We start from the raw sequence: 23753 nt of genomic DNA on the forward strand, positions 1-23753 counted from the left end.
TTGCCGAGCACGAGCCGCAGCCGCAGCCGCTCAGTAGCGCTGCGCCTTGGCCAGTCGGGCCGTCAGCCTGGGCTCGGGAGGTTTCCGGCTGAACACGATGGGCTGCTGGCGCTTGCCGGGCTCCAGGTTCTCCGCACCGGTGTAGCGGGTCTCGACCACATGCCCCTGCGCGTCCACGAAGTCGACCTGCACGGCGTAGGACGCCTTGTGGTCCGTCTTGTTGGTGATGGTGACCAGGGAGGCCGGCACACCTCCGGACTGCGCCCTGGGCACGCCGGTCAGGCCCACCTCCGACCATGCGTTGCCGCGTCCCGGGACGCCCTTGAGCTCCTTCTCGGCGACCGCGGCCCGCCGGGCGGTCTCGGCCGACACCGACGCCTCGAACTCCGAGGCGCGCGCGGACGCGGAAGAGGCCGCCGCCGACGCAGAGGCACGAGCGGAGGCGATGGCCGACGACGCGGAGGACGCCAGCGCCGACGGCAGCGGCTGGGACGAGAACGACGCCGTGTGGGGCGGGGTCGGCCGCGGGCTGACCGTGGAACCACTGCCGCCGCTGCCGCATCCGGTCAGCACACCGGCTGCGAGAGCGAACGTCACAGTGACCGAGGACCGGACGAAGCATCGCCCGTGCGGGCGGACACGGCGGAGGGACGGCGGCAGGTCTTCCGTCGGCTGAGGGCACATGACCTCATCGTCCGCACTGCGTGCCGGGTACGCGACGCGGACCGGTCCTGACGGGTGACCCCGCCGGCATACGGCGCCCCACCCGAGAACCACGCCCCACGCGCCCGCGCCGGCTCTTCACCGAGTTCCGCGGTGGCATCCGGTACGGACGCACTCCCCTGGTCACCGCGGCCGACATCCACACGACGGTCGCGGTCCGTCGTCCTGACCCCGGGCCCCCACCCGCATTACCGCCCTACGCGGGTGCCGCCGTACGGTCCGCGAGTCCACCGAACCGGTCGGTGTGAGCGGCGGCACACAGCCGCGGGGCTTCCGATCCGGCCGGTGGAGGCGTACGTTCCGCTTACCTCGCGAAGGCGCCTCCGGGGCGCCGGCCCGCCGGTCCTGGGCGGCGGGCCACGCGGGGGCCAACCGCGCCTGTTCCAAGCCGGACGGCAGCACGGGCGTCCCGCGCCGCCGCACCCGTACCGGTCGGCGCCAGGGCCATGGGCCGCCTGCCGTCACACAGCATCAGGGGCACCGGCCTCCCCCGCACGCCAACGGGCACCCCTCACGGCGGTCACTCGGGCCCACGGCAGCGGGATCCTGTCCTCGCCGCCCGGCAGCATCGCCTTGCCGCCGACGGCCATGGCGACCAGCGCCCCCGCCGGGCCGCCCACGGCCTTGAGCTGACGCACGCCCTCCAGCCCTCGGACGCCGGTCGCGCGACGACCGGGCCCTGCGGCAGGCCGCCCGCGACCTCGCCTGCGGCGGCCCGGCCCTCGGCCGCGGCGAAGACGGAGCAACCTCGGCCATGGCGATCGACATGCTCTTCTATCACCGCCGCCGCCCGCTGGCACGCCAAGAAGAACCACGCCCAGCAGGCTGCCGCAGCGCACAGGGCCGCCGAGCACCTGCGCTCCGCCTACCAGGCCGCAGCAGCAGCGCCGCTTGGCGCCCTGTACCAGCGGGGACGGCGACTCAACCACACGCTACGGCAGCGGCAGACGGCCATGCTGCGTGAAGCAGTGCCCGAGCTGGCCGAGCAGATCCTCGCCGAGCCAGGCTGGTACGCAGTCGCTGCCACTCTCGCCGACGCAGAAGGCGCCGGCCATGACCCTGCTGCTCTGCTTACCGAAGCGGCGGGGCAACGCGAACTCGACACGCCAACCAAGGATCGGCGATAGACCGAATCACGGCGTTGCGGCATCAAGACGCACCAGGCCGACTGCTGCGGTCACGACTGTGGAGTTTGTGAAGTGAAGCAGGTCCGGGAGCTAGGCAACGATCATGGCGCGTGCAGAACGAGACGGGGGAGGACGTCAGGGCGTTTCACCGGATACGCCGCCGGCGAGCGGCGGAGACCAGCGAGCCGCAGCGCCGCAGCTACGAGGCATACCAGCGGTGGACGACTGCCTTCCTCCTGAACTGCGGGTGCCGAGCCACGACCAGCTCGACGGCCGGATGATGCCCTGGACGCAGCCGAACCCCCTCTACACGCCCTACCGCCAGGCCGTTGACCAGGAGAAATACAGAAGTCCGGCTGGAGTACTCATACGCTCGGGGACGTAGGAACAGTGGTCGGCTGTTTTGTGGTGATCGACGGCTCGGCCGGTTCATGCCTGGAACTCGGTGAGGTCGATGGCGTGAACGCGCAGGGGGTAGCCGTACACCGGGTGTGCCGTCTCCCGCTCGGGCGCCATGCCGAGCTTGCGGATGACGTTCTCGGAGGCGTTGTCACCCACCCGGTTGATGCTGATGACGCGGTCGAGGCCGCGATCCTGGAGAGCGAACTCCAGTGTGGCGTGGGCAGCTTCGGACGCATAGCCCTGGCCCCAGAACTGTGAGCCGATCCGCCAGCTGATCGCCACGGCGGGCATCACCTCCGGCAGGAACTCGGGCACGGACAGTCCCGTGAAGCCGATCAGTTCGCCCGAGGCCAGCAGCTCGACGGCGAAGAGCCCGAAGCCCTCCTCGTCCCACTCCTCCTCCCACCGCTCGATGTCCTCGGCCGTGTGGTCCAGGTCGCGCACCGAGCCGTCATCGATCCAGCGCATGACCCGTGGGTCCGCGTTGATGTCCGCCATCGGCGCGAGGTCGTCATCGTGCCAGGTACGGAGGAGGAGGCGGGGTGTGCGGATCTCGGTCATGCGCCCATCTTGCCGAAGGCAAGGGCCTCATCCGTAATCCGGCGCTCGCGCCGCCGCTGCGGAACCACAAGGCGTCAAGCCGCCTGCACCGCACACCGTGACGGACGAAAATCAGGCTGACGGCCGAGCAGACGACATGCCACGTAGTCAGCGCAGTCGAGAGGTGAGACCGATTCCGCGGCAGCCTACCGCAGCACCGAGATCATTCACGGAATCGCGGTCAGAGCCATTTTCAAAGAACGCCAACACTGCGACGGAACCGGCCTCGCCCGCCCGCCTGCAGTTGGACTCCGCTATGCGCATACGCTCTGTCACCTGGGCGACCATCACCCTGATGACCTGCCGCCTCACCGCAACCGCCAACTCCCCAATCCGACCAGCTGGCACAGGCCGTCTGATCAGGCCAGCTTGCGGCGAGGAAAGAAGCGCCGCCGCAGTCGGTCACCGATCTCACCTACGACGATCACCAGCACAGCACTCGCCGCGCACCCTCCAAGGCTCGGTGACTGACCGAGCACCTTACCCAAGACCCAAAAAGCAGCGGCGATAGCCGCCCACCACACAGCCCACAAGGTGATCACAGACCACCAACGCCGTCTCTTCATGACATCACGATACGTCTCTCCGAACCTGGTCACGCGGTCCTCTGCATCACCGCAGGTGGCTGGGCGGCAGACCGGATTTTCCGTTCGGCCCGTGTGCGACACAAGGCGGCGGCATAGGTGGCGTCAGCTTCACGGCGGCGCTGGGCACGGGCGACTTCGATCGGGCCGGGCTGGTCGCGGAGCCGCTGCGCGGGACACTCACGAAGCTGGCCGACCGCGGCTGGCTGCACCAACGACCCAACGGGAAGTTCACCACCCGCGTATGAGCAGGCCGCACAGCGGCGGGGCGTAACCGAGGTGCCCCCGGCGGCTGTTGGAATTGTGTGACGAATACCAAAGAGCACGCCGGGGACACCGTGTCCCTGGTCTACCAGTGCCGCCTGCCGCTGTCCACGCACACCCTGACCTGCCTCGCCGACCTGTTGCGCCGCCATCTGACGGCCACACGCTCCCGGTGGCGGCGTTGCCGCCGACATGACCGGCGGCCCTCGAAGCGGGGCGGCCCAAGGCCGATCACTGACTGCGCCCGATCAGGGAGCGCAGCGCTGGCGCGGCGGTCCCGGCCGCGGTCAGCCCAGCCAGCACGGCGCCCGGTGCCGAAGGGGCGGCAATGAGGGCGGTCAGTCTGCCCACTACCAGGCCAATGAGGATCGCGGCGAGCAGGACGACGGTGGAGTGCAGAGACAGAAACGGCGGCTCCGGCGCGGAGCCACCAGCGGGGCCGGAGTTGACCGGCGCGTTCGGATCGGGTTGATGTCCTGGGATGAATATGGCGACGAATGCGACCCGCCCGACCGCCGCGCCCCGCAGTTGACACCGTGGCGTAGCCACTGGCGCACCCTACCGAGCCCGTGCACGGTTGGCAGTGGGACGTTGAGCCTTTGATCGTCGATCATGGTCGTGTGGCGGGGAGCGCGAATCGTGCAGCGATCATCAGCAATCGGAGGATCACGGGCCTGTCGGCCGATGTGATTGCCGAACTTATCGCTGAGATAGGCCTGTTGTGGCACGAACGACACCACGCCAAGCTCGTGTCCAGGCCGCGTAAGCGAGCCGTAGGCGCCGGAGCGAAGCACCGGCTGGTGTTCATTGACCGGCTCCTGGCCACGCTCGTGCATCTCCGCCATGGGGCCACGCACGACGTGCTGGCCTGCTGGTTCAATGTGGACCGCTCCACCATCACCCGGGCCATCGGCGAGGTGCGGCCGCTGCTTGCCGAGCGAGGATGCACCGTCAGCCGGGGTGTGCGGCTGCGGACCCTGGCCGAGGTCGTCGACCATCTCGGCGCCAGCGGGACGACCGGGATCATCGACGGCACCGAGATCCGGGTCCGGCGCCCGGCTGCCGGACACAAGGACCGGGACAAGTTCATCTCCGGCAAGAGCAAGCAGAACGCCGTCAAAGCCATGGTGGTCACCGACGAGGACGGCCGCCTACTGTTCTGCAGCCCGACCAAGCCCGGTAGCTGCGCGGACATCTCCCAGGCCCGTCAATTAGGGCTGGTCAGGCTCCTGGTCGACGGGCCTGCGATAGAAATCCTCGCAGATGCCGGCTACCAGGGCCTGGGTGCGCAGACCGGTGGACGGGTGGTGACACCACCGCACCGCAAGTTCAAGAAGAACGCTCCGGACTGGTAAGAGGAGATGCACGAGAGACAGCGCAAGGCGCACTCCTCGCGACGCATCCGCGTCGAGCACGGCATCGCTCATCTGAAGAACTGGCGAGCACTGGCCCGCCACCTCGGCCGCCGCGAGCACGTCAGCGACACCGTACAAGCCATCGCCGGCCTGCCGTCCCACCAGCAGACCACGGACCTGAACTCGGCACAGCAGGCGTGAACGCCGAGCCCCACCGAAGTCCTCGACGCCCCACTGCCAACCGTGCACGAGCTCGTTAGCTAGGCCACTACAGGCAATTGACCTCTACCGCAGGCAGGCCCACGACCAGCGCAAGCACCCGGAACAGCGTCACTGAGCCGGAATCGGCTGGGTGAGGTTCACCGGGTTGCCGTCGGGGTCCTGGATGTGGGCGACGCGCTGTCCCCACGGCATGTCGTTGGGGCCGCCACGGACCGAGCCGCCCAGCGCCGTCACCCGGCCGAGCATCTCGTCGACGTCGTCGACACCGATGCTGAGCAGGATCCGCGGTGCCGCCCCGGTCCCCGGGTTGGTCTTGGCCACCAGCCCAAGGTCGGCGTCGCCGATGCGCAAGCCGAGGTAGAAGGCCGGGCCTTCCGCCGGTACCCGGAAGATCTCCTCGGCGCCGAACAATTTCGTATAGAAGCCGAGCAGAACATCCTGGTCGGCAGTGATGATCACTGGTTGGATGGTGGACATGGCACTCCTGTCGAGAACGGTCGTGTCGCTGGGTAGACCGTTCGAGGGCGGTGAACTCATCGGCAAAACCGCCCCACCGGACGATCTACACCCCGGACTGCCGCCCGCGACCAGTAGGACCAGCCCGAAACGGAGTCACACCACCCTTGATGACCCGCCACTTCAGGATGGCGCAGCCTCAAATGATCGCGCGGTCGGGGCCTCCCTCGTTGAGCAGCCGGTGATGCGCCGTGAGGACCTTGACGGCGCTCAACGTGCTGATATGCGCGAAGCCCGGCCGCCCCTGTAAGGGTGACCGGGCTTCGTGGTGTCGGATGGACGATCGACGCTGACTCCCCGGAGGGGCTGAGCGGTGCCGCTGTCGTTGTCCACGGTGCCGTAGGTGACGTCCCCCAGGGCGCGATCGTCCTTGAGCAACTGCTGCTCGTACTGCCCGGCATTCATCCTGCTGCGCAGCACCGGGCTGCCGCCGCCCGGGAAGGCGTACAGGACGGTCTCTTCGCAGGTCTCTGGGTCCGAGGGCGTGTCCGCCGGTGTCTGCTGCCCGCTCACCGTCACGCGAAGGCTTACCGATCCGTCGGTGGAGGCCGCCTTGAGGGCGTCGCGGGTGTCGACCAGCCAGGACTCCTGTGCCTTCAGCAGCCAGCTGTACATGGCGGCGTTAGGTGTAGGGCTTCCGTTGGTGAGGCCGGTGATCACCGTGCTCGTGTCTTTGGTGGTGCGCTTGGCTACGAGGGCGCCGAAGGAGTCCAGGGCCGTCACCTCGTAGTGGAGGAGGCTGTCGCTGTATCCGCTGTCGTCACTGGCTCCCCAGGTGACCAGGGCCCCCTGTCCCCGCCCCGGGCGGGGACCGCTGTGGGCACCGATGGAGGCGTGGCCGCCTGGTAGTCGACCGCGAGCGTGGCCGAGGTGAAGCTGATGCCCGCCGTCCTCGGTGCGTCCTCGGGCCGGCGCAGCGCCAGGCCGTAGTTGGCGTTCGCCCCGTCGGTCCAGCCCATGACGAGGCCAGTGACGTCGATCGACCAGGGCGCGGTGCCGGTCACGTTGGCCTCCGGTGCCATGACGGAGTCCAGCTGGCTTCCCGTGCCGGTCGTGGCCCAGGCCTCGTCAAGTGCGTGCACAAGGACACCGTGGTCCTGCGTCCGGCCGAGGCCGTCGAAGTGGTCGTCCGCTTCACCGACTGCACCGGCCCCTTCATGCTCCACTGCCACAACCTGGAGCACGAGGACATGGCCATGATGGGTGACTTCGTCACCGAGTAGTGCCCGCGTGCCAGGCGGCCGGCCGTCCTCTGTCCGACAGGCAGAGGCGGTCGGCCGCCGTCCGTCCGCGAGCCGCTCGGCTACTGCAGCACCGCCTTCATGACGCTGCGGGCGATGGGAGCGCCGAGCCGGCCGCCGGAGATGTCCTGGCGGGAGATGTCCATGTCGGTGGGGTCGATGAAGACGGCGACGGCGACCGAGGCGCCGTCGGGCCTCTTGCCGTAGGAGACGAACCAGCCGTAGGGCACTTCGTCGGCGACATTCACGCCCCGCTGCGCGGTGCCGGTCTTGCCACCGACGACGATGCCGTCGATCAGCGCGCGCTGGGCGCTGCCCTCCTTGGCGGTGTACTCCATCATCTGCTGCACCTTCCGCGCCGTGGCGGCGGAGACGGCCTGGCTCATGACGGCCGGCTGGGTCTTCTCCAGAGTGCTCAGGTCGGGTCCGCGGATCTCGTCGACGATGTGGGGCTGCATGAGTTCGCCGTCGTTGGCCAGTGCCGCGGTGACCATGGCCATCTGCATGGGCGTGCTGGTGAGGCTGCCCTGTCCCATGCCGGTCAGAGCGGTTCCCGGCTTGTCCAGGTCCTGCGGATAGATGCTCTTCGTCGCGAGCAGGTCTCCGAAGTCCGGCGAGTAGACGTCCTCGTTGAACCCGAACTTCTGCGCCGTCTCACGCATCCGGTCCGGTCCGAGTTCGGCGGCGGCGTCGAGGAAGACGTTGTTGCAGGAGTACTGCATCGCGGTCTTCATGGAAGCGTTGCCGCAGACCGCGTCGCCGGCCTCGCTGCCGATCCGGTTCGTCGACTGGGGCAGCTGGTAGGGGGACTGCGCCCCGCTGGGGGCGTCGATGTCCGTGACCACCCCGTGCTCGATGGCCGCGGCGGCCGTGAGGATCTTGAACGTGGATCCGGGCGGGTAGATCTCCCGCAGCGGCCGGTTCGCCAGCGGCTTGCGCTTGTCCTTGTCCAGGGCCAGGAACCTGTCGGACTCCTTGAAGGTGTTGCCCGCGAAGACCGACGGATCGTAGGACGGCGCCGACGCCAGGGCCAGCACCTTCCCGGTCTTCGGATCCAGGGCGACCACAGCGCCCCGCGCACCCTTCAGGCCGGTCAGTCCCTCATAGGCGGCCTTCTGCGCCCGTGGGTCGATCGTGGTCACCACGGACCCTGTGCCGCGTTCCTTGCCCGTCACGACGTCCAGGAAGTGCTGGAACGCCAGACGGTCGTCCTGCCCCGACAGGATGCCGTCATAGGTCTTCTCCAGCAGCGACATGCCCTGCGCCTGCGACGCGAAGCCGGTCACCGGCGCGTACATCGGCCCGTTGACGTAGGTGCGCTTGTACTTGAGTTCCCTGCCCGGGACCGCCTCGGACCCGGTCACCGCCTCGCCGCCGACGACGATGTCACCCCGCGCGGAGGCGAACCGTTCGATCTGCACGCGGCGGTTGTGCGTATCCGACGCCAGCGCCTCAGCCTCCGCGTACTGCAGCCAGTTCGCCCGGATCAGCAGGGCCAGCATGAGCAGGCCGCAGAAGACGGCGATCGCCCGCACGGCTCGGTTCATCGCCGGCCTCCAGCCGCGGGCCCGGACATCGTGGCCGCACTCAACTGCGCTGGTAGCAAGGGGAGTCTGACGGATATGAGGATGAGTGGCGCCATGCGAGCACCCTAGCCGCACGGTTCGCACGCGGGTTCGGTTCCCCTCGGCGACCGCCGGTCGCCTTCAGCACAGGGCCGTGCTTGTCACCCGGCACCTCCCCCGGCGGCCGGGAGCCGGATGTTTCCCTTTCACCGGCAGGTGGCGGACCCTGGAAGCAGGGCGTGACCTGTCGGCGGTGATGGGAATGAAGGGTTCTGTCCGGCTCGGAAGCATCCGGGGACTGGCGATCCAGGCGCACTGGAGCGTGCCGCTGGTCATGCTGTTCTTCGCGTACGGACTGGCCGTCTGGACGCTGCCCAGGTACCAGGCCGGCGTGGCGCCGGTGGTGTACGCGGCCGGCGGGGTCGTCGGTGCTTCGCTGTTGCTTGTGAGCCTGGTGGTGCACGAGGTGGCGCACGCGCTGACGGCCCTCAGAGCGGGGATCTCCGTACGGGACGTGACGCTGTGGGCACTCGGCGGGCTGACCCGGATGGACCGGCCGACGACGGCGCGTACGGCGTTCTGGGTCGCCGTCAGCGGGCCGGTCGCCAGCCTGCTCCTCGGCGGTGTCTGGCTGGGCGTGGCGGCCGCCGTGGACACGACGCTGGGATGGCGGATTCCGGTTGCCGTGCTGGGCTGGCTGGGTGGTACGAACCTCCTGCTGGGCGTCTTCAACCTGCTGCCCGCCGCGCCCCTGGACGGAGGCCGGCTGGTCCAGGCCGCGGTGTGGTGGCGTACGGGTGACCGCGAGCGGGCCCAGCGGGCGGCCGGCCGCTGCGGACAGGTCATCGGCGTGGCGCTGGCCGCCGCCGGGTGGGTGGTGCTCCTGAGGGGCACGACCGGAGGCCTGTGGCTGATGGCCATCGGCCTGTTCGTGGCCGGTACGGCGGCGACCGAACGGCGGTGGGCGGAGCTGGTCACCGCTCTGCGTGGCGTGCGGGTGGGGCAGACGATGACCACTCCGGTGGTGACCGGGCCCGACTGGCTGACCGTGGGCAGTTTCCTGTCCGAGGTGGCCGCCCGGACGGGGCACTCGGTGGTGCCCCTGCTGGACTTCGACGGCCGGCCCAGCGGCATCCTGCAGATGCGCAGGCTGGCCACCGTACCGCCCGGGCAACGGGAGCTGCTGCGGGCACGGGACCTCGCGGCCCCGCTGTCCCGGTGCACGCTCGCCGCACCGGACGAGCTGCTGAACTCCGTGCTGGAGCGCCTCGGCGCCGCGGGCGGCGGACTGCCCATCCTGGTCATGGACGACGGCCGGCTCAGCGGCATCGTCACCGCCCACGACATCGACCGGTCCCGCCGGCGCCACCGCGATCCCTCGGCCCACAGGGAGCACCCGGTGTAGCACGCCGGGGCGGCTGCCCGTCTCGTACCCGGCCCGGCCGGTGCCGCCCCGGCCGCCGCCTCCGCGCGGATCAGGGGGTCGTCGGCGGGCGGCCGACGGTCACGGGTGCGGGAGCGCCGGGGCCGCCTCCGAGGGGCGGGCTCGTGACGTGGGGCCGGTCGGTCGGCAGTGCCAGCAGCAGGCCCAGGGTGATCCACACATAGGTGTTGCTGCCGAGGAAGCCGCCGGGTCCGGAGGCGTCGTCGAACCACAGCCAGACCACGCTGCTGCACAGCAGCCCGTACAGGACGGCCGCGGTCCGCAGTCGGCGTGCGTGCGCCAGCACGGCGAACGACGGCAGCAGCCAGACGAGATGGTGCACCCAGGTGATCGGGCTGATCAGGCACGAGACCAGCCCCGTGAGGGCGAAGGCGGCCCGCCAGTCGCCGGCGCGCAGCGCCCGGTGCGTGCGCCACGCCCACACGGCCAGGACGAGGACGACGGCCAGCGCCCAGGCGGCGCGGCTGGGTTCGCCGGGTGCCGTGAGCCGGGCCAGGACGCCCTGGAGGGACTGGTTGGAGACGTAGTCGAGGCGGCCCACGCGGGTGGTGTCCCAGACGGCGTGCGTCCAGTAGAAGCGGGAGGCGTCCGGTGCCGCCCAGGCCGCGAGGACCGTGGCCGCGGCGGTGACGGCGGTCGCGACGGCGGCGGCCCGCCAGCGCCTGGCGAGCAGCAGCAGGCCGATGAAGACCGCGGGCGTGAGCTTGACGGCCGCGGCGAGCCCGATGCCCGCCCCCGCCCAGCGGCCGCGCCCGGTGGACAGCAGCCATCCGTCGGCGAGCACGAGGGCCAGCAGCAGGAGGTTGACCTGCCCGAAGCTGATGGTGTCCCGCACGGGTTCGAGCAGTGCCAGCGCGCAGGCCGCGAGGGCCCAGCCGAACCAGCCGTGGCGGCTCAGCTCCCGGCCGGCGAGGATCCACAGGACGACGGCGACGGCGACGAGGTTGAGCAGCAGTGCGCCCGCGATCGCCGTGTCCGGGCCGACGAGTGCCATCGGCAGCATGATCAGCGCGGCGAACGGCGGGTAGGTGAAGCCGTAGCCGGTCCCCGGCACCTGGTAGTCGTAGAGGCGGCCGCCGTGGTGCACCCAGTCGTTCACGGCACCGTAGTAGACGCGCAGGTCGAACCAGCCGCGCAGCAGCGGCACGGTGGCCGTGAAGACGGTCACGGCCACGGCGAGGCACAGGACGAGGACGAGCCGTCCCAGGTCGGTACGCGGCAGTCTCACGCGGTCCCCCCGAGCACCGGCGACTGGGCCGTCTGGTGGGCCTGCCACAGGACGACCAGGGCGAGCGCGCCCCCGGAGACCGCGAGGGCCACCTGGGCGAGGTCCGGCGGGCCGCCGCTGGGCAGTACGGCGAGCGCGAGGACGGCGGTCGCGGCGGCCACCCGGTGGCGGACGGAGGCGCTGGGCGCGGCGGCGGCGATCAGGAACAGGCCCCACAGCGCGTACCAGGGCCGGATCGCCGGGCCGAGGACGGCGACGGCGGCGAGGCTCAGGCCGAGCGCGTAGATCGGCCCGGGACGCAGCCGGAGCCATATGAACAGCACCGCTGCCGTGGTCGCGAGCAGGCCGGCCGCGTGCCAGACCGGGGTCGCGAGGGGCGCGAGGCCGCTGCCCAGGTGTGCGAGGACGTCGCCCGTGGCCCGGCCGAGAAGGCTGGTGGGCGACCAGTTGTGGGGGGAGACGGGTGTCCGCAGGGCAGCGATCCAGCCGTACCCCGTGCCGGTGAGGGCGGTCGCCACGACCGTGGTGGCGAGCGCGGCCGCGGTGGTCGTCGCGACCGCGCGCATCACTCCGGTGTGCCGGCGCAGCGCGATCACGGCCAGCAGGCCGAGTGCGGCCGGGGCCTTCACCAGCGCGGCGAGCGTGATCAGGACGGCGCCGAGGACGTGCAGACGGCCGCGGGCGGCGAGCAGGCCGATGCCGAGCAGGCCCAGCATGATGGCGTCGTTGTGGGCTCCGGCGACCAGGTGCAGCAGCACCAGCGGGTTGAGCGCGCCGAGCCACAGCGCGGCGGCGGGATCGGCGCCGCACTGGCGGGCGAGCCGCGGCAGCGCCACGGCCATGAGGGCCACACCGAGCAGGGCGACCAGCCGCATGCCGAGCAGGCCGGCCGGCAGTTCCCCGCGGGTCAGTGCGGACAGGGCGGAGGCCACGGCGAGGAAGACCGGGCCGTACGGGGCCGCGGTGTCCCGCCACACCGGCGCGACCTCGGCCGCGAGCGGCCCGCCGAGTTGCGCGGGCCCGTGTGTGTACACGTCGAGGTGGGCGTCGACCATGGCGCCCTGCGCGAGATAGCTGTACACGTCCCGGCTGAACAGCGGCGGCGCAAGCAGCAGCGGCGCCGCCCATACGGCCAGGACGAGCAGCAGGGCGCGGGGCGTGGGCGGTTCGGGGCCGCGGATCACCCGGCCGAGCAGCGCCCACGCGGCGATCAGCAGGACGACCCCGAAGTACACGCCCACCAGTCCGAGCGCGGCGCGCCCGGACCCGGGAGAGACCAGGTCCGCGACCGGCAGGGCCCCGGCGGTCCGACCGCCGAGCGCGAGGAAGGCGGTTCCGGCCAGGCCGAGGGCCTGGCAGCGGCGGAGATCGACGGGGAAAGCCATGGCCAACACTCGGGAAGCGTGTCAACGCCGGGTGGCCGGAAGGCGACGCACGTCCCTCGGCGGGGCGGCCTGCGCATGACCGCCGTGTGAGCGCCGCGGCGCGCGTGATCGCCCGCCGCGGCGCGGGTGCCGTGGCGCGCCCGTTGGTGACGTACGTGTCCCGGTGAGGTGGGTGTCGGGGCCCGGTCGTCGGGCGGGTGGAGGTGGTTCAGATCTTCGGCGAGCCGCTGCCCGCGAGCACCTCGGGCCGCAGCAGTGCCTCGAGCCGCTCGGCCGGCAGCAGGCCCTTCTCCAGGACGAGTTCGGCGACGCCGCGGCCGGTGGCCAGGGCCTCCTTGGCGATGCCGGTGGCCGCCTCGTACCCGATGTGCGGGTTGAGGGCGGTGACCAGACCGATGGAGTTCTCCACCGCGGCCCGCAGTTGCGACGTGTTGGCGGTGATGCCGGACACGCAGCGCTCGGCGAGGGTCAGGCAGGCGCGCTCCAGATGGGTGATGCTCTCCGACAGGGAGTGCAGGATGACCGGCTCGAACGCGTTGAGCTGGAGCTGGCCGGCCTCGGCGGCCATGGTGATGGTCACGTCGTTGCCGATCACCTCGAAGGCGACCTGGTTGACGACCTCGGGGATCACCGGGTTGACCTTGCCGGGCATGATGCTCGAACCGGCCTGCACCGGCGGCAGGTTGATCTCGCCCAGGCCCGCGCGCGGACCGGAGGACAGCAGGCGAAGGTCGTTGCAGCTCTTGGAGAGCTTGACGGCGATCCGCTTGAGCACGCCGGACATCTGCACGAAGGCACCGCAGTCCTGGGTGGCCTCCACCAGGTTGGCGGCGGTCACCAGCGGCAGGCCGGTGATCTTGGCGAGGTGGCGGCGGGCCGACTCGGCGTATCCGGCGGGGGCGTTGAGGCCGGTGCCGATCGCCGTGGCGCCGAGGTTGATCTCGTGGATCAGCTCGACGGCCTCCGCGAGCCGGAGACGGTCCTCGTCGAGCATCACCGCGAACGCGGAGAACTCCTGGCCCAGGGTCATCGGCACGGCGTCCTGGAGCTGGGTGCGGCCCATCTTGAGCACATCGCGGAACTCGACGGCCTTGCCGGCGAAGGCGTCCTGGAGCACGGCCATCGCCTTGAGCAGGCCGCGTACGGCGAACACCGTCGCGATCTTGACGGCGGTCGGGTAGACGTCGTTGGTGGACTGGCCGAGGTTGACGTCCTCGTTGGGGTGCAGGTGCTGGTACTCGCCCTTGGCGTGGCCGAGCAGTTCCAGCGCGCGGTTGGCGACGACCTCGTTGGCGTTCATGTTGGTGGAGGTGCCGGCGCCGCCCTGGATGACGTCGACGACGAACTCGTCGTGCAGTTTGCCGTCGCGGATCTCGCGGCAGGCCTCGACGATGACGGCGGCCTTGCGCGGCTCCAGCAGGCCGAGTTCCTCGTTGGCGAGGGCGGCGGCCTCCTTGACGGCGGCGAGGGCGTCGATCAGGTGCGGGTAGGCGGAGATCGGAGTCCCCGTGATGGGGAAGTTCTCCCTGGCGCGCAGGGAGTGGACGCCCCAGTACGCCTCGGCGGGTATGTCGCGGTGGCCGAGCAGGTCGTGTTCGCTGCGGTGGGCTGCGGCGGTCATGGCTGTGCGGGTCCTCTTTCGGGGGTGGACGGTTCGGTCAGGCGGGCGTCCGGGCGGGGAGGCGGCCCTCGTCCGGGCGGGGCCGGGAGCCCGGTGCGGGGTCGAGGGCTCGGACGGCCCGTACGCTGCCGACCGGTCGGCCGCCGCCGAGCAGGGGCTCCCCGGCGAACTCGGCGAGCGCGGCCGGGTCGATCCCGGCCCGGGCGAGGGCCGCGGCGGCGACCGGGACACGCGCCCGGTCCGCCCCGTCGGCGATCTTCACGGCAACGGCCCGGCCGTCCGGCAGCGCGGCGACCTGGACGCCCTCGAAGCCGTCCTTGGCGAGCAGACCGGGCACGGCGCGCATCAGCGCCGCGACGTCCCGCCCGGAGCCGGAGGCCATCTCCGCGTGTCCGCGCACGGCGTGCGCCACCCGCCCCTCGGGGGTGCCGGCGGGTGCGGTGGTGATCCGGGCCGCGGCGCGGGCGAGCCCGTGCAGCGAGACGGCGAACAGGGGTGCTCCGCAGCCGTCGACGGTCACGCGGGCGATCGCCTGCCCTGTGAGGTCCTCGACGGTGTCGGCGACGGCCCGCTGCAAGGGATGGTCCGGATCGAGGTAGTCCTCCAGCGGCCAGCCGTTCAGCCCGCAGGTGTAGAGCATGGCCGCGTGCTTGCCGGAGCAGTTCTGCGCGAGCCGGGACGGCCGTCGCCCCTCGCGCACCCAGGCCTCGCGGACGGCCGGGCCGTAGGGCAGGTCGGGGACGTTGCGCAGGTCGTCCTCGGTGACTCCGGCCAGCTCCAGGATGCGCCGGGTGCCTGCCAGGTGCCGTGCCTCCCCGGAGTGGCTGGCGGCGGTCAGCGACAGCAGTTCGCCGTCGAGCGGCAGCCCGGCCCGGAGCATCGCCACCGCCTGCACCGGCTTGAGCGCCGAGCGCGGATAGAAGGCGGCCTCGATGTCGCCGAGTCGCAGTTCCACGGCTCCGTCGGCGCCGAGGACGACGACCGAGCCGTGGTGGACGCCCTCGACGACCCCGCCGCGGACGAGGTGGGCGACGGGGACGTGGCGGGGCTCCCGGACCACGGGAGCCCCGGCCACCAGCGAACTTCCGTACACAACTGCCTGGTTCACGCCTTGGAACCGCCTTCCGTGGGTGCATCCGTGCGGCCCGGGCGCATGATGTCGGTGAGGGTCGTCTCGACGCGGTCGAGATGGTGGGTCATGGCCTGGACCGCGTCGTGCTCGGAACCGTCGACCAGCGCCTCGACGATCGCCCGGTGCTCGCGGTTGGACTGCTCGCGCCGGCCGCCGAGTTCGTTGAGGAAGGCGGACTGGCGGGCCAGCGCGTCCCGGATCTCCTCGATCACCCGGCGGAAGACCGAGTTCTGCGTGGCTTCGGCCACGGCCAGGTGGAAGACGGTGTCCATCGCGACCCACGCGGTGGTGTCCGTCTCCTGCTCCATCCGGTCCAGCAGGTGGACCAGACGGTCGAGGTCCTCCGCGGTACGGCGCTGCGCCGCGTATCCGGCGACCGGGATCTCGACGTGGCGGCGCACCTCCAGGAGGTCGCTGGCCGCGTAGTCGCCGAAGGTGGGATCGTCGACCGCGCCGGCGACGACGAAGGTGCCCTTGCCGGTCCTGGAGACCGTGAGCCCCATCGTCTGCAGGGCCCGAAGCGCCTCCCGCAGCACGGGACGGCTGACCTCCAGTGTGCGGCACAGCTCGGCTTCCGAGGGGAGCTTGTCGCCGATGGCGTAGTCGCCGCGCTCGATGGCGCCGCGGAGGTGGCCGAGCACCGCTTCCATGGCGCTGACGCGCCGCGGCCCCGGACCACCTGTCTGGCTGTCTGACAGGTTCACGGGGTGATCCTGCGCCTGGCTGAGCCGCACTGTCAAGGCGCGCCCTTGCCGGAGGGCTACTCGGCGGGCAGCGCGTCCCGGATCGCCTTCGCGGTGACGGCCGGGTCGTAGTCCTCGGGCACGCCCGGTACCAGGATGATGTCGCCCTCGATGTGCCGCGCGCGCAACGGCGCGATCTCCTGGTACGCGGGCGAGTCCCACCAGGCGCGCGCCTCGGCCATCCCGGGGAAGGAGATCACGACGACGCCGCCGGGCCAGCTTCCCTCCTTCACCTCGTGCCGCGCGGCATGCACGAGGAAGCGGCCACCGTACGGCTCGAAGGTGCCGCCGATGCGCTCGATGTACTCGGCGATCTCCGGATGCGGAGCGGCCTCCTGCAGGTGGGCCAACGCGTAGGCGGTCATGTCGTCCTTCCGTCCGTTCGGGCTCTGTTGCACCGGCGATCCTGGCAGGCGGGTGCGCAGAGGGCGATGACCTGGCAGGTAAGCGCGCTGCGCAAGCACGGACAGGGCCCGGCCGCCTCTGTGACACGCTGTGCACCATGGGGTGGAGTTTCACACTGCATGGTGCTGTCGCAGCCGGGCTGGGCGGCGTGCTCCTGTCGCCGGCCGCGCTGACATGGCTGCCCGGGACCCTGCCACTGCCGGGTGGGAGCTGGTCGGCGGCCGCGAGCTTCGGATCCGCCTTCTTGACCTGTGTCTCGGCTCTGGTGCGACTGACTGGCCCTGACACATGCGGAGAAGTACACGGTGTGGCTGGCCTTCCGGTGCCTGCCGGGCAGGGTTCAACTGACACTCGAGGTGCCGGCGTTGACGGGTGTGGCGCTGTTGGTGTTCAGCACGCTGAAGGAGACCCACCCTGGAAAACGACCAGCGCACCATGCTGGCCATCCCGGGCATGCTCTGCCTCGGCGCCGCCTGCGCCGCGCCGACAGCCGGAGAGCTACGACGAGCGGACCGCGCTGTCGCGCAGGCTGACGTCGTGTGACCGGGGACTGGTCCGTACTGACGACGGTCCGAGTCCGAGGTGGAAGCGCAGCAGGCGTGCCCGGTCCGGGCCGAGTGCGTCTTGCGCGGCGCGCAGTTGCTCCGCGAGCGCGTCGGCCGTACTGCCCCGCGGCTTCGAGTACGTGGTGGCGGCTTCCCTCGCGAGCCACGTCGTGATGTCGCCGCGGGCGCGGTGGCGCATCAAGGGCGAGGGGTCGTTGGCGAGTTCGAGGTCGGTGAGCAGCCGGGTCCAGGTGTCCCGTTCGTGGAGCAACCGGTAGGCGGCCATCCGGGTGTGCTGCGGATTGCTCGTGCTGAGGAGCCGGCGGAGGCGCGGCAGGTCGAGGCGGGACACCGAGGGGCGCAGCGCGACGGTGATCTGCCGGGTCACCGCGCCGGACGGGTCGGTGAGCATCCCGAACAGGCGCTCCGGGTCGACACCGCCCAGGCGGCGCAGCGCGCGCACCGCCTCAGCTCGGGCGCGAGGGCGCGGGTGTTCCAGCCAGGCCGCGACGAGGCCGGCGTCGTCAGCGCTCCCCGTCTCCCCGAGGCCGGCGACGGCTCCGGGGTCGGGGGGTCCGGTCAGACGCGCGACGGCCGCCTCACGGACATGGCCGTCGGGGTGGCACGCGGCGACCGTGAGCCCCAACGGTGAGGATTCGCCCTGCACCAGTCGTTGCACCGCGGTGCCCGACCAGCGTCGAGCCTGCCGCCATGCGGGGCGTATCGCCACATCGAGCATGAGCCACAAACGGGGGGATGCCTGGAGCAGCAGCTGTTCGGCGTCGGCGAGCAGTTGCGGGTCACCGTCGCGGTCGACGGTGAGCAGCAGCACGGCGAGCTCGTCGGCGCTTCGCACTCGCCCGGACTCGATCGCGGCTGTCACGTCCCGGAGTTGACCCGCCGTCGGCCGGGGAGGCAGCTGGTCCTCCGGCAAGTGCGCTGTGGCGTCGGGGGCTTCGAGGCGGGATCGCAGCCGTCGCCGCAACCGCCGTCCAGGGCTGGGGATCACCGTGCTCCGTTCCGGTGCGGTGGGTCGGCCGCACATGCGGCGGGGCTTCAGGATCCCTCTCGGTCCGCGGTCCGCGCGAGCCGTTTTCGTGGGGTGGGCGTGTGGACGTCGGTACCTCGATTATCGGCCACATGTCATGTACAGCTCTTGACCGCATTGGTGTAGACCTTTAGATTCCAGGCCGTCAGGCCCCCCACCGTGCCGGGTCGAGCCCCCATGCCGCAACGACGGTCCTCGCCGGGCCGTCCCCGTACCCCCGCCCGCGCGACCGCTCCCGCGTCCCACCGGAGCCGGGTGGCCACGTCGTCACTCAACCGCCTCTTCCCCAGGAGCACACCCCACATGCCCACCCCCCACCCTGGTTCGAGCCTCCGCAGACGCGCACCGCTGGCCAAGCTCACGGTCAGCGCGCTGCTCGCCCTCGCCCTCTCCGCCCTGTTCGCCGTCTCCCCCGCCTGGGCGGCGGAGGGGCAGATCACCGGCCTCGCCGGCAAGTGCGTCGACGTCGCCGCCGCGAGCAACGCCAACGGCACGCCCGTCCAGCTCTACGACTGCAACGGCACGAACGCCCAGAAGTGGTCCAACTCCGGTGACGGAACCCTGCGGGCGCTCGGCAAGTGTCTCGACGTCGTCGACCGCAGCACGGCCGACGGCGCCGCCGTGCAGCTGTGGGACTGCTCCGGCGGAGCGAACCAGCAATGGGTCGTCACCGCCGCCCGCGACATCGTCAACCCGGCCGCGAACAAGTGCCTCGACGTGCGGGACAACAACAGCGCCAACGGCACCCGTCTGCAGATCTGGACCTGCATCGGCGGCGGCAACCAGAAGTGGAGCGCCCCGTCGAGCGGCGGCAGCGGCAACCCGTCCGGGTTCGTCGTCTCCGAGGCCCAGTTCAACCAGATGTTCCCGAGCCGGAACTCCTTCTACACCTACAGCGGTCTGACCGCCGCGCTCAGCGCCTACCCCGGCTTCGCCGGTACGGGCAGCGACACCACCAAGAAGCAGGAGGCGGCCGCCTTCCTGGCCAACGTCAGCCACGAGACGGGCGGCCTGGTCTACGTGGTTGAGCAGAACACCGCCAACTACCCCCACTACTGCGACTGGAACCAGCCGTACGGCTGCCCCGCCGGGCAGGCGGCCTACTACGGCCGCGGGCCCATCCAGCTCAGCTGGAACTTCAACTACAAGGCAGCCGGTGACGCGCTCGGCATCGACCTGCTCAACAACCCCTGGCTGGTGCAGAACGACGCCTCCGTGGCCTGGAAGACCGGCCTGTGGTACTGGAACACCCAGTCGGGTCCCGGCTCCATGACCCCGCACGCCGCCATGGTCAACGGCGCCGGCTTCGGGCAGACCATCCGCTCGATCAACGGCTCCCTGGAGTGCGACGGCAGGAACCCCGGCCAGGTGCAGAGCCGCGTGGACGCCTACCAGCGCTTCGCGTCCATCCTCGGCGTGAGCCCCGGTAACAACCTGTACTGCTGAGCAACACCCTTCCGCAGGCAGGCAGGCAAGTGGGCAGGGCGTGGGCCGAGGAAGGAAGTCCGGTCCACGCCCTGCCCGCTGCCGGCACCAGGCGCCAGGCGTCAGGCGTCAGGAACGCGACGCCACGAGCCGGGTGAGCAACGGAAGTGCCGCGGCGCCGATCAGGCCGGCGTCCGGGCCGAGGGCGGCCCCGGTGGATGGGCGGCGGTGCCGGGCGGGTGCGCGTGGTGTGGGCGTAGGCCTCGTGCTCCGTCAGGTCGGCGTCCTCCAGCGGCCGGGCGCGGGAGCGCACCAGCACCGTGGTGTCCAGGCACACCGGCACGTCGTCCAGACCGCGCACCCGGACGCCCGCTACCGCGACCCGGCCACCGGGCACCTGGACGGCGACACCCTGCCGGTCGACCTGGCCGCCAACGCCGCGAGCCTGGGCGCGGACGTCATCCGCGCACGCGGCCTGGACGGCTTCCGCGAGGCGCTCGCCACCGCACTGGCCGCGGAGCACACCACCGTCGTCCATGTGGAGACCGATCCCCTGGTCCCCGTCCCCGACTCGGACGCCTGGTGGGACGTCCCGGTGGCAGAGGTCTCCGCTCTGCCCACGACCACCGCGGCCCGCGCCGCCTACGAGCAGCACAAGGGGGCCCAGCGCCCGCTGCTCACCCCGCCCCCGGCCTGACCCGGCCCGGCCCCGGCCGGCAACAAGGCCCGTGTCCGCTGAGACTCCTCCGGCGGACACGGGCCTGCTGCGGCCGTTCCGTCAGGCGGCGAAGCCGATGTTGGTGACGTATTCGTACTGGCCCCACTGGGAGCCGAGGTCGACGACGGCGTCGTTCACCCAGGCGTCGTCCAGGGCCTGGTCGTCAGCGGCCGCCCAGGCGGCGACGATGCCGTCCCAGTGGCGGACGTTGAGCGAGCGGTACTCCACGACGCGTTGGCGGGGCCGGGTGACCTGGGACTGGTTGAGCGGGTGGAACTCCACCCGGGTGCCCCGGCCTTCGCGGTTGAGGCGGGCGAGCAGATAGCGGGCGACGTTGTGCCGGCGCACCGCCCGGTACGCGGTCTCCACGCGTTCGAGGTTCCTCCTCGACGGGCTCCGCCTGCCCTCCAGCCACGCGTTCAGCGTCCGGTCCGTCACCGTCAGACCGGCCTCACGCGCCGCTCGGCGCTCGGGTCCCGTCCGGATTCCCAGCCACCGACCCTGGACGGGCCGACGTTCAGGGCCCGCGCGAGCTGGGCGCGCGAAACGCTCAGCCCCTCGCGCAGAGCACGCCGCTCCCCGGCCGGCGGCAGCGGGACCTCCTTCCTGGCCCCGGCCAGCAGCGCATCGATCGCGTCGAAGTCCGTCATCGGGCACCTCCGTCCCGTACGGCCGCGGTGCGTCCCGAGCCGGTGTGGCGGCGGGGAACGCGACGGCGTTCCCCGGGCAGCGACTCCGTGGCCCGGGTGGGTCCCGCCAGGAGTTCGAGGACCTCGATGCCGTAGTGCGCGGCGACCGCGTCGCAGTCGGCCAGGCTCCAGGGGGCGCCGCCGGACTGACGGCGGCTCACCTGCGCCTGGCTGACTCCCAACGCGGCTGCGAGATCGGTCTGGGACTCACCCGTCGCGTGCAGCAGCGCGGCCACCGCGGACCGCACCCGCTCGTCGAGACTCATACCCATGACGGCGACTCTAGCGCGCAGAACTCATGGATTATGCGCACACCGCATTGAGCGCCGCGTCGCACAGGGTGGCAAAAAGAAAAGGAAAGGAGGGCCGCCGGCTCCTTTCCACTCTCAACGTATAGCGCACCGGGGGGCTTGCGGCAAGGCCCCCGGTGTGCCGCACAATCACCGGCCGAAGCCGGAAACCAAGCGTCCGCCGGTGCCCGCGTGCACCGCGCGGGCCCGTCGATCCCTGTGCCGCACGCAATGGTCGCAAGCGACCCCAGATCGGAACCCAAGAGATCATGAACCCGCTCACCACCAGCGCTTTCGACCTTCCCGACCGTCTCTCCGCCAAGGCCGACCCGGCACTGATCGCCGACGACGAGCGGCACTTCGCGGCCATCGCGGAGTGCCTCGAGCAGTCGATCGCCGAGGTGTCCGACCGCCTCGCCGCCGAACGCAGTGCGCCGGGCGGCACGGGCCGGCAGGCCATGGACCGTGACCTGGAGATCCACCGGCTGACCGCTCGGCTGCGCACCCTGCGCCGCTTCGGTCTGGACCTGTGCCTCGGCCGCATGGTCGGCACGGACCAGCCCGAGCCCCTGTACTTCGGGCGGCTCGGCCTCACGGACAGCACGGGTCGCCGGCTCCTGCTCGACTGGCGCTCCCCCGCGGCCGAGCCCTTCTTCGGAGCCACCCACGCCCGTCCGATGGGGCTGACGAGCCGCCGCCGGTACCGCTGGACCGGCGGCCGGATCGGCGACTACTGGGACGAGGTGTTCACCGCGGACGACATCGCCGGGCACGCCGCGCTCGACGACCAGTCCGCCTTCATCGCCAGCCTGGGCGGCAGCCGCTCGTCCCGGATGCGCGACGTGCTCGGCACCATCCAGGCCGACCAGGACGCCGTCATCCGCGCGAGCTCCCGCGGCGCTCTCGTCGTCGACGGCGGTCCGGGTACGGGGAAGACCGTCGTCGCCCTGCACCGCGCCGCCTACCTCCTCCACTCCGATCCCCGTCTCGGCCACCGCCGCGGCGGCCTGCTGTTCGTCGGCCCGCACCAGCCGTACCTCGGTTACGTCGCCGACGTCCTCCCCAGCCTCGGCGAGGAGGGCGTACAGACCTGCACCCTGCGCGACCTCGTCGCCGAGGGAGCCGCGGCGGCGGTCGAGAGCGACCCGGACGTGGCACTCCTGAAGTCGTCCGCGGACATGGTGAAGGCGATCGAGAAGGCCGTCAGGTTCTACGAGGAGCCGCCGGCGGAGGGGATGACGGTCACGACCCCCTGGTCCGACGTGCGGCTGACCGCCGACGACTGGGCCGCGGCCTTCGAGGCGGTCGAGCCCGGGACCCCGCACAACGAGGCGCGGGACCAGATCCGGGAGGAGCTGCTCACGATCCTGGTGGACAAGCACGAGGTGGACGAGCACGAAGGCGGCGTCCCGGCCGACCGGCTCCGCGCGTCCCTGACGCGCAACAGGGAACTGCTCACCGCCCTCAACCGCGCCTGGCCGCTGCTCGAAGCGGCCGACCTCGTCGGAGACCTGTGGTCCGTGCCCGCCTATCTGCGGATGTGCGCTCCCTGGCTGGGCCGCGACGACGTCGAGAAGCTCCAGCGCCGGGACGCCCTGGCCTGGACGGTGTCCGACCTGCCGCTGCTGGACGCGGCGCGGCAGCGGCTCGGTGACGCGGAGACGTCGCGGCGCGAGGCCCGGCACGCGGCCGTCCTCGCCGCCCAGCGCGAGCGCATGGAGCAGGTCGTCGACAACCTGATCGCCGCCGCGGCCGACTCCGGGGCCGACGGTGACGAAGGTGAGGGCCTGGTGAGGATGCTGCGCGGTGAGGACGCCGAGGTCAGCCTGGTCGACGAGTCGGAACTGACCACCGCCGACCCGGACCGGCTCGCCGGCCCGTTCGCGCACATCGTCGTCGACGAGGCCCAGGAACTGACCGACGCGGAATGGCAGATGCTGCTGCTGAGGTGCCCGTCGCGGAGCTTCACCATCGTCGGGGACCGTGCCCAGGCCAGGCGCGGGTTCACGGAGTCGTGGCGGGAACGGCTCGAACGGATCGGGCTCGACCGGATCAGCCTGGCGTCGCTGAGCATCAACTACCGCACGCCCGAGGAGATCATGGCGGAAGCCGAGCCGGTCATCCGGGCCGTGCTCCCCGACGCGAACGTGCCGACCTCGGTCCGCAGCGGCGGCGTCCCCGTCATGCACGGATCCACCTCGGAGCTGCGCTCGGTCGTCGACACCTGGCTGGCCGCGCATGCCGAGGGGGTCGCCTGTGTCATCGGCGATCCCTCGTTCCGGACCACGTCCCGCGTCCGGTCACTCACCCCGGAACTGTCGAAGGGACTCGAGTTCGACCTGGTCGTCCTCGTCGACCCGGGGAGGTTCGGCGAGGGTGTCGAAGGAGCGATCGACCGCTATGTCGCCATGACGAGAGCGACCCAGCAACTCGTCGTCCTCACGAGCCCCTGACGTCGGTGTCACCGGGAAGGCCCGGCAG

23 protein-coding genes and 2 pseudogenes are annotated in these 23753 nt (G+C 71.4%); 8 read left to right on the top strand and 17 right to left on the bottom strand.

The features are described from left to right. Positions 1–30: 30 nt before the first annotated feature. Complete coding sequence (locus tag ACF09J_RS26160) at positions 31–684, bottom strand: FxLYD domain-containing protein (RefSeq protein ID WP_392307871.1); 654 nt, start codon at positions 682–684, stop codon at positions 31–33. A gap of 500 nt (positions 685–1184) precedes the next feature. After that, positions 1185–1361: a hypothetical protein gene (locus tag ACF09J_RS26165; protein WP_392307872.1), complete on the bottom strand. Its 177-nt coding sequence runs from the start codon at positions 1359–1361 to the stop codon at positions 1185–1187. 32 nt (positions 1362–1393) lie between these two features. Here ACF09J_RS26165 and ACF09J_RS26170 point away from each other — a divergent pair. Continuing rightward, positions 1394–1829: pseudogene (locus ACF09J_RS26170) on the top strand (mobilization protein); the annotation flags it as partial. Positions 1830–2279: 450 nt separating this feature from the next. On the opposite strand, the gene ACF09J_RS26175 reads toward ACF09J_RS26170, so the two are convergent. Continuing rightward, positions 2280–2813, bottom strand: a complete 534-nt coding sequence (locus ACF09J_RS26175) for a GNAT family N-acetyltransferase (protein WP_392307873.1) — start codon at positions 2811–2813, stop codon at positions 2280–2282. A gap of 1456 nt (positions 2814–4269) precedes the next feature. On the opposite strand from ACF09J_RS26175, the gene ACF09J_RS26180 reads away from it, so the two are divergent. Both ACF09J_RS26180 and ACF09J_RS26185 read left to right on the top strand, forming a co-directional pair. Next, positions 4270–5055 (top strand): transposase family protein, encoded by a 786-nt coding sequence (locus ACF09J_RS26180; RefSeq protein WP_392307874.1) that lies wholly within the window; start codon positions 4270–4272, stop codon positions 5053–5055. 6 nt (positions 5056–5061) lie between these two features. Then, complete coding sequence (locus ACF09J_RS26185) at positions 5062–5256, top strand: hypothetical protein (RefSeq protein WP_392307875.1); 195 nt, start codon at positions 5062–5064, stop codon at positions 5254–5256. A gap of 129 nt (positions 5257–5385) precedes the next feature. Here ACF09J_RS26185 and ACF09J_RS26190 read toward each other — a convergent pair whose 3' ends face one another. The 3 genes from ACF09J_RS26190 to ACF09J_RS26200 form a co-directional block, all read right to left on the bottom strand. Continuing rightward, positions 5386–5754: a VOC family protein gene (locus ACF09J_RS26190; protein ID WP_392307876.1), complete on the bottom strand. Its 369-nt coding sequence runs from the start codon at positions 5752–5754 to the stop codon at positions 5386–5388. Positions 5755–6003: 249 nt separating this feature from the next. Continuing rightward, positions 6004–6516, bottom strand: coding sequence for a hypothetical protein (locus ACF09J_RS26195; RefSeq protein ID WP_392307877.1), 513 nt, complete (start codon positions 6514–6516; stop codon positions 6004–6006). Then, on the bottom strand, positions 6513–6875 hold the full coding sequence (locus ACF09J_RS26200; protein WP_392307878.1) for a hypothetical protein: 363 nt from the start codon (positions 6873–6875) through the stop codon (positions 6513–6515). Before ACF09J_RS26200 ends, ACF09J_RS26195 begins: the two co-directional genes overlap by 4 nt. Here ACF09J_RS26200 and ACF09J_RS26205 point away from each other — a divergent pair. Continuing rightward, entirely contained in the window at positions 6870–7016 is a 147-nt protein-coding gene (locus ACF09J_RS26205) for a multicopper oxidase domain-containing protein (protein ID WP_392307879.1), read from the top strand. The genes ACF09J_RS26200 and ACF09J_RS26205 overlap by 6 nt on opposite strands. Positions 7017–7096: 80 nt before the next feature. On the opposite strand, the gene ACF09J_RS26210 is transcribed toward ACF09J_RS26205, so the two are convergent. Then, a complete protein-coding gene (locus ACF09J_RS26210; protein WP_392307880.1) occupies positions 7097–8581 on the bottom strand; it encodes a peptidoglycan D,D-transpeptidase FtsI family protein in 1485 nt (494 codons plus the stop codon). A gap of 280 nt (positions 8582–8861) precedes the next feature. Here ACF09J_RS26210 and ACF09J_RS26215 point away from each other — a divergent pair, with 280 nt between their 5' ends. Next, positions 8862–10004: a site-2 protease family protein gene (locus ACF09J_RS26215; protein WP_392307881.1), complete on the top strand. Its 1143-nt coding sequence runs from the start codon at positions 8862–8864 to the stop codon at positions 10002–10004. Between the two features lie 70 nt (positions 10005–10074). On the opposite strand, the gene ACF09J_RS26220 is transcribed toward ACF09J_RS26215, so the two are convergent. The 7 genes from ACF09J_RS26220 to ACF09J_RS26250 form a co-directional block, all read right to left on the bottom strand. Beyond that, positions 10075–11271, bottom strand: coding sequence for a glycosyltransferase 87 family protein (locus ACF09J_RS26220; protein ID WP_392307882.1), 1197 nt, complete (start codon positions 11269–11271; stop codon positions 10075–10077). Further along, the gene (mptB, locus tag ACF09J_RS26225) at positions 11268–12656 is read right to left on the bottom strand and encodes a polyprenol phosphomannose-dependent alpha 1,6 mannosyltransferase MptB (RefSeq protein WP_392307883.1); all 1389 of its coding nucleotides are present in this window, start codon (positions 12654–12656) and stop codon (positions 11268–11270) included. The genes ACF09J_RS26220 and mptB overlap by 4 nt, the downstream gene beginning before the upstream one ends. Before the next feature lie 208 nt (positions 12657–12864). After that, entirely contained in the window at positions 12865–14277 is a 1413-nt protein-coding gene (gene aspA / locus ACF09J_RS26230) for an aspartate ammonia-lyase (RefSeq protein WP_392307884.1), read from the bottom strand. Positions 14278–14314: 37 nt separating this feature from the next. Beyond that, on the bottom strand, positions 14315–15385 hold the full coding sequence (locus tag ACF09J_RS26235) for an asparaginase (RefSeq protein ID WP_392307885.1): 1071 nt from the start codon (positions 15383–15385) through the stop codon (positions 14315–14317). Next, positions 15382–16059, bottom strand: a complete 678-nt coding sequence (locus ACF09J_RS26240; RefSeq protein WP_392307932.1) for a FadR/GntR family transcriptional regulator — start codon at positions 16057–16059, stop codon at positions 15382–15384. The genes ACF09J_RS26235 and ACF09J_RS26240 overlap by 4 nt, the downstream gene beginning before the upstream one ends. A 110-nt stretch (positions 16060–16169) precedes the next feature. Next, positions 16170–16517 carry a DUF1330 domain-containing protein gene (locus ACF09J_RS26245; RefSeq protein WP_392307886.1) on the bottom strand — a complete coding sequence of 116 codons (348 nt, stop codon included), beginning with the start codon at positions 16515–16517 and terminating at the stop codon, positions 16170–16172. A 538-nt stretch (positions 16518–17055) separates the two neighbouring features. Beyond that, positions 17056–17985, bottom strand: coding sequence for a HEAT repeat domain-containing protein (locus ACF09J_RS26250; protein WP_392307887.1), 930 nt, complete (start codon positions 17983–17985; stop codon positions 17056–17058). A gap of 468 nt (positions 17986–18453) precedes the next feature. On the opposite strand from ACF09J_RS26250, the gene ACF09J_RS26255 reads away from it, so the two are divergent. Then, a complete protein-coding gene (locus ACF09J_RS26255) occupies positions 18454–19596 on the top strand; it encodes a glycoside hydrolase family 19 protein (RefSeq protein ID WP_392307888.1) in 1143 nt (380 codons plus the stop codon). A gap of 229 nt (positions 19597–19825) precedes the next feature. Next, positions 19826–20272 (top strand): hypothetical protein, encoded by a 447-nt coding sequence (locus tag ACF09J_RS26260; protein ID WP_392307889.1) that lies wholly within the window; start codon positions 19826–19828, stop codon positions 20270–20272. Positions 20273–20353: 81 nt separating this feature from the next. Here ACF09J_RS26260 and ACF09J_RS26265 read toward each other — a convergent pair. From ACF09J_RS26265 to ACF09J_RS26275, 3 genes and pseudogenes are all read right to left on the bottom strand, one after another. Beyond that, positions 20354–20761: pseudogene (locus ACF09J_RS26265) on the bottom strand (transcriptional regulator); the annotation flags it as partial. Then, positions 20734–20943 (bottom strand): helix-turn-helix domain-containing protein, encoded by a 210-nt coding sequence (locus ACF09J_RS26270; RefSeq protein WP_392307933.1) that lies wholly within the window; start codon positions 20941–20943, stop codon positions 20734–20736. The pseudogene ACF09J_RS26265 and the gene ACF09J_RS26270, both read right to left, overlap by 28 nt. After that, positions 20940–21254, bottom strand: coding sequence for a helix-turn-helix domain-containing protein (locus tag ACF09J_RS26275; protein ID WP_392307890.1), 315 nt, complete (start codon positions 21252–21254; stop codon positions 20940–20942). The genes ACF09J_RS26270 and ACF09J_RS26275 overlap by 4 nt, the downstream gene beginning before the upstream one ends. 287 nt (positions 21255–21541) lie before the next feature. On the opposite strand from ACF09J_RS26275, the gene helR reads away from it, so the two are divergent. Continuing rightward, positions 21542–23725 carry an RNA polymerase recycling motor ATPase HelR gene (gene helR / locus ACF09J_RS26280; protein WP_392307891.1) on the top strand — a complete coding sequence of 728 codons (2184 nt, stop codon included), beginning with the start codon at positions 21542–21544 and terminating at the stop codon, positions 23723–23725. Positions 23726–23753: the final 28 nt, after the last annotated feature.

Origin of the sequence: Streptomyces sp. NPDC014889, from assembly GCF_043081205.1 — a bacterium.
Classification (GTDB): domain Bacteria; phylum Actinomycetota; class Actinomycetes; order Streptomycetales; family Streptomycetaceae; genus Streptomyces.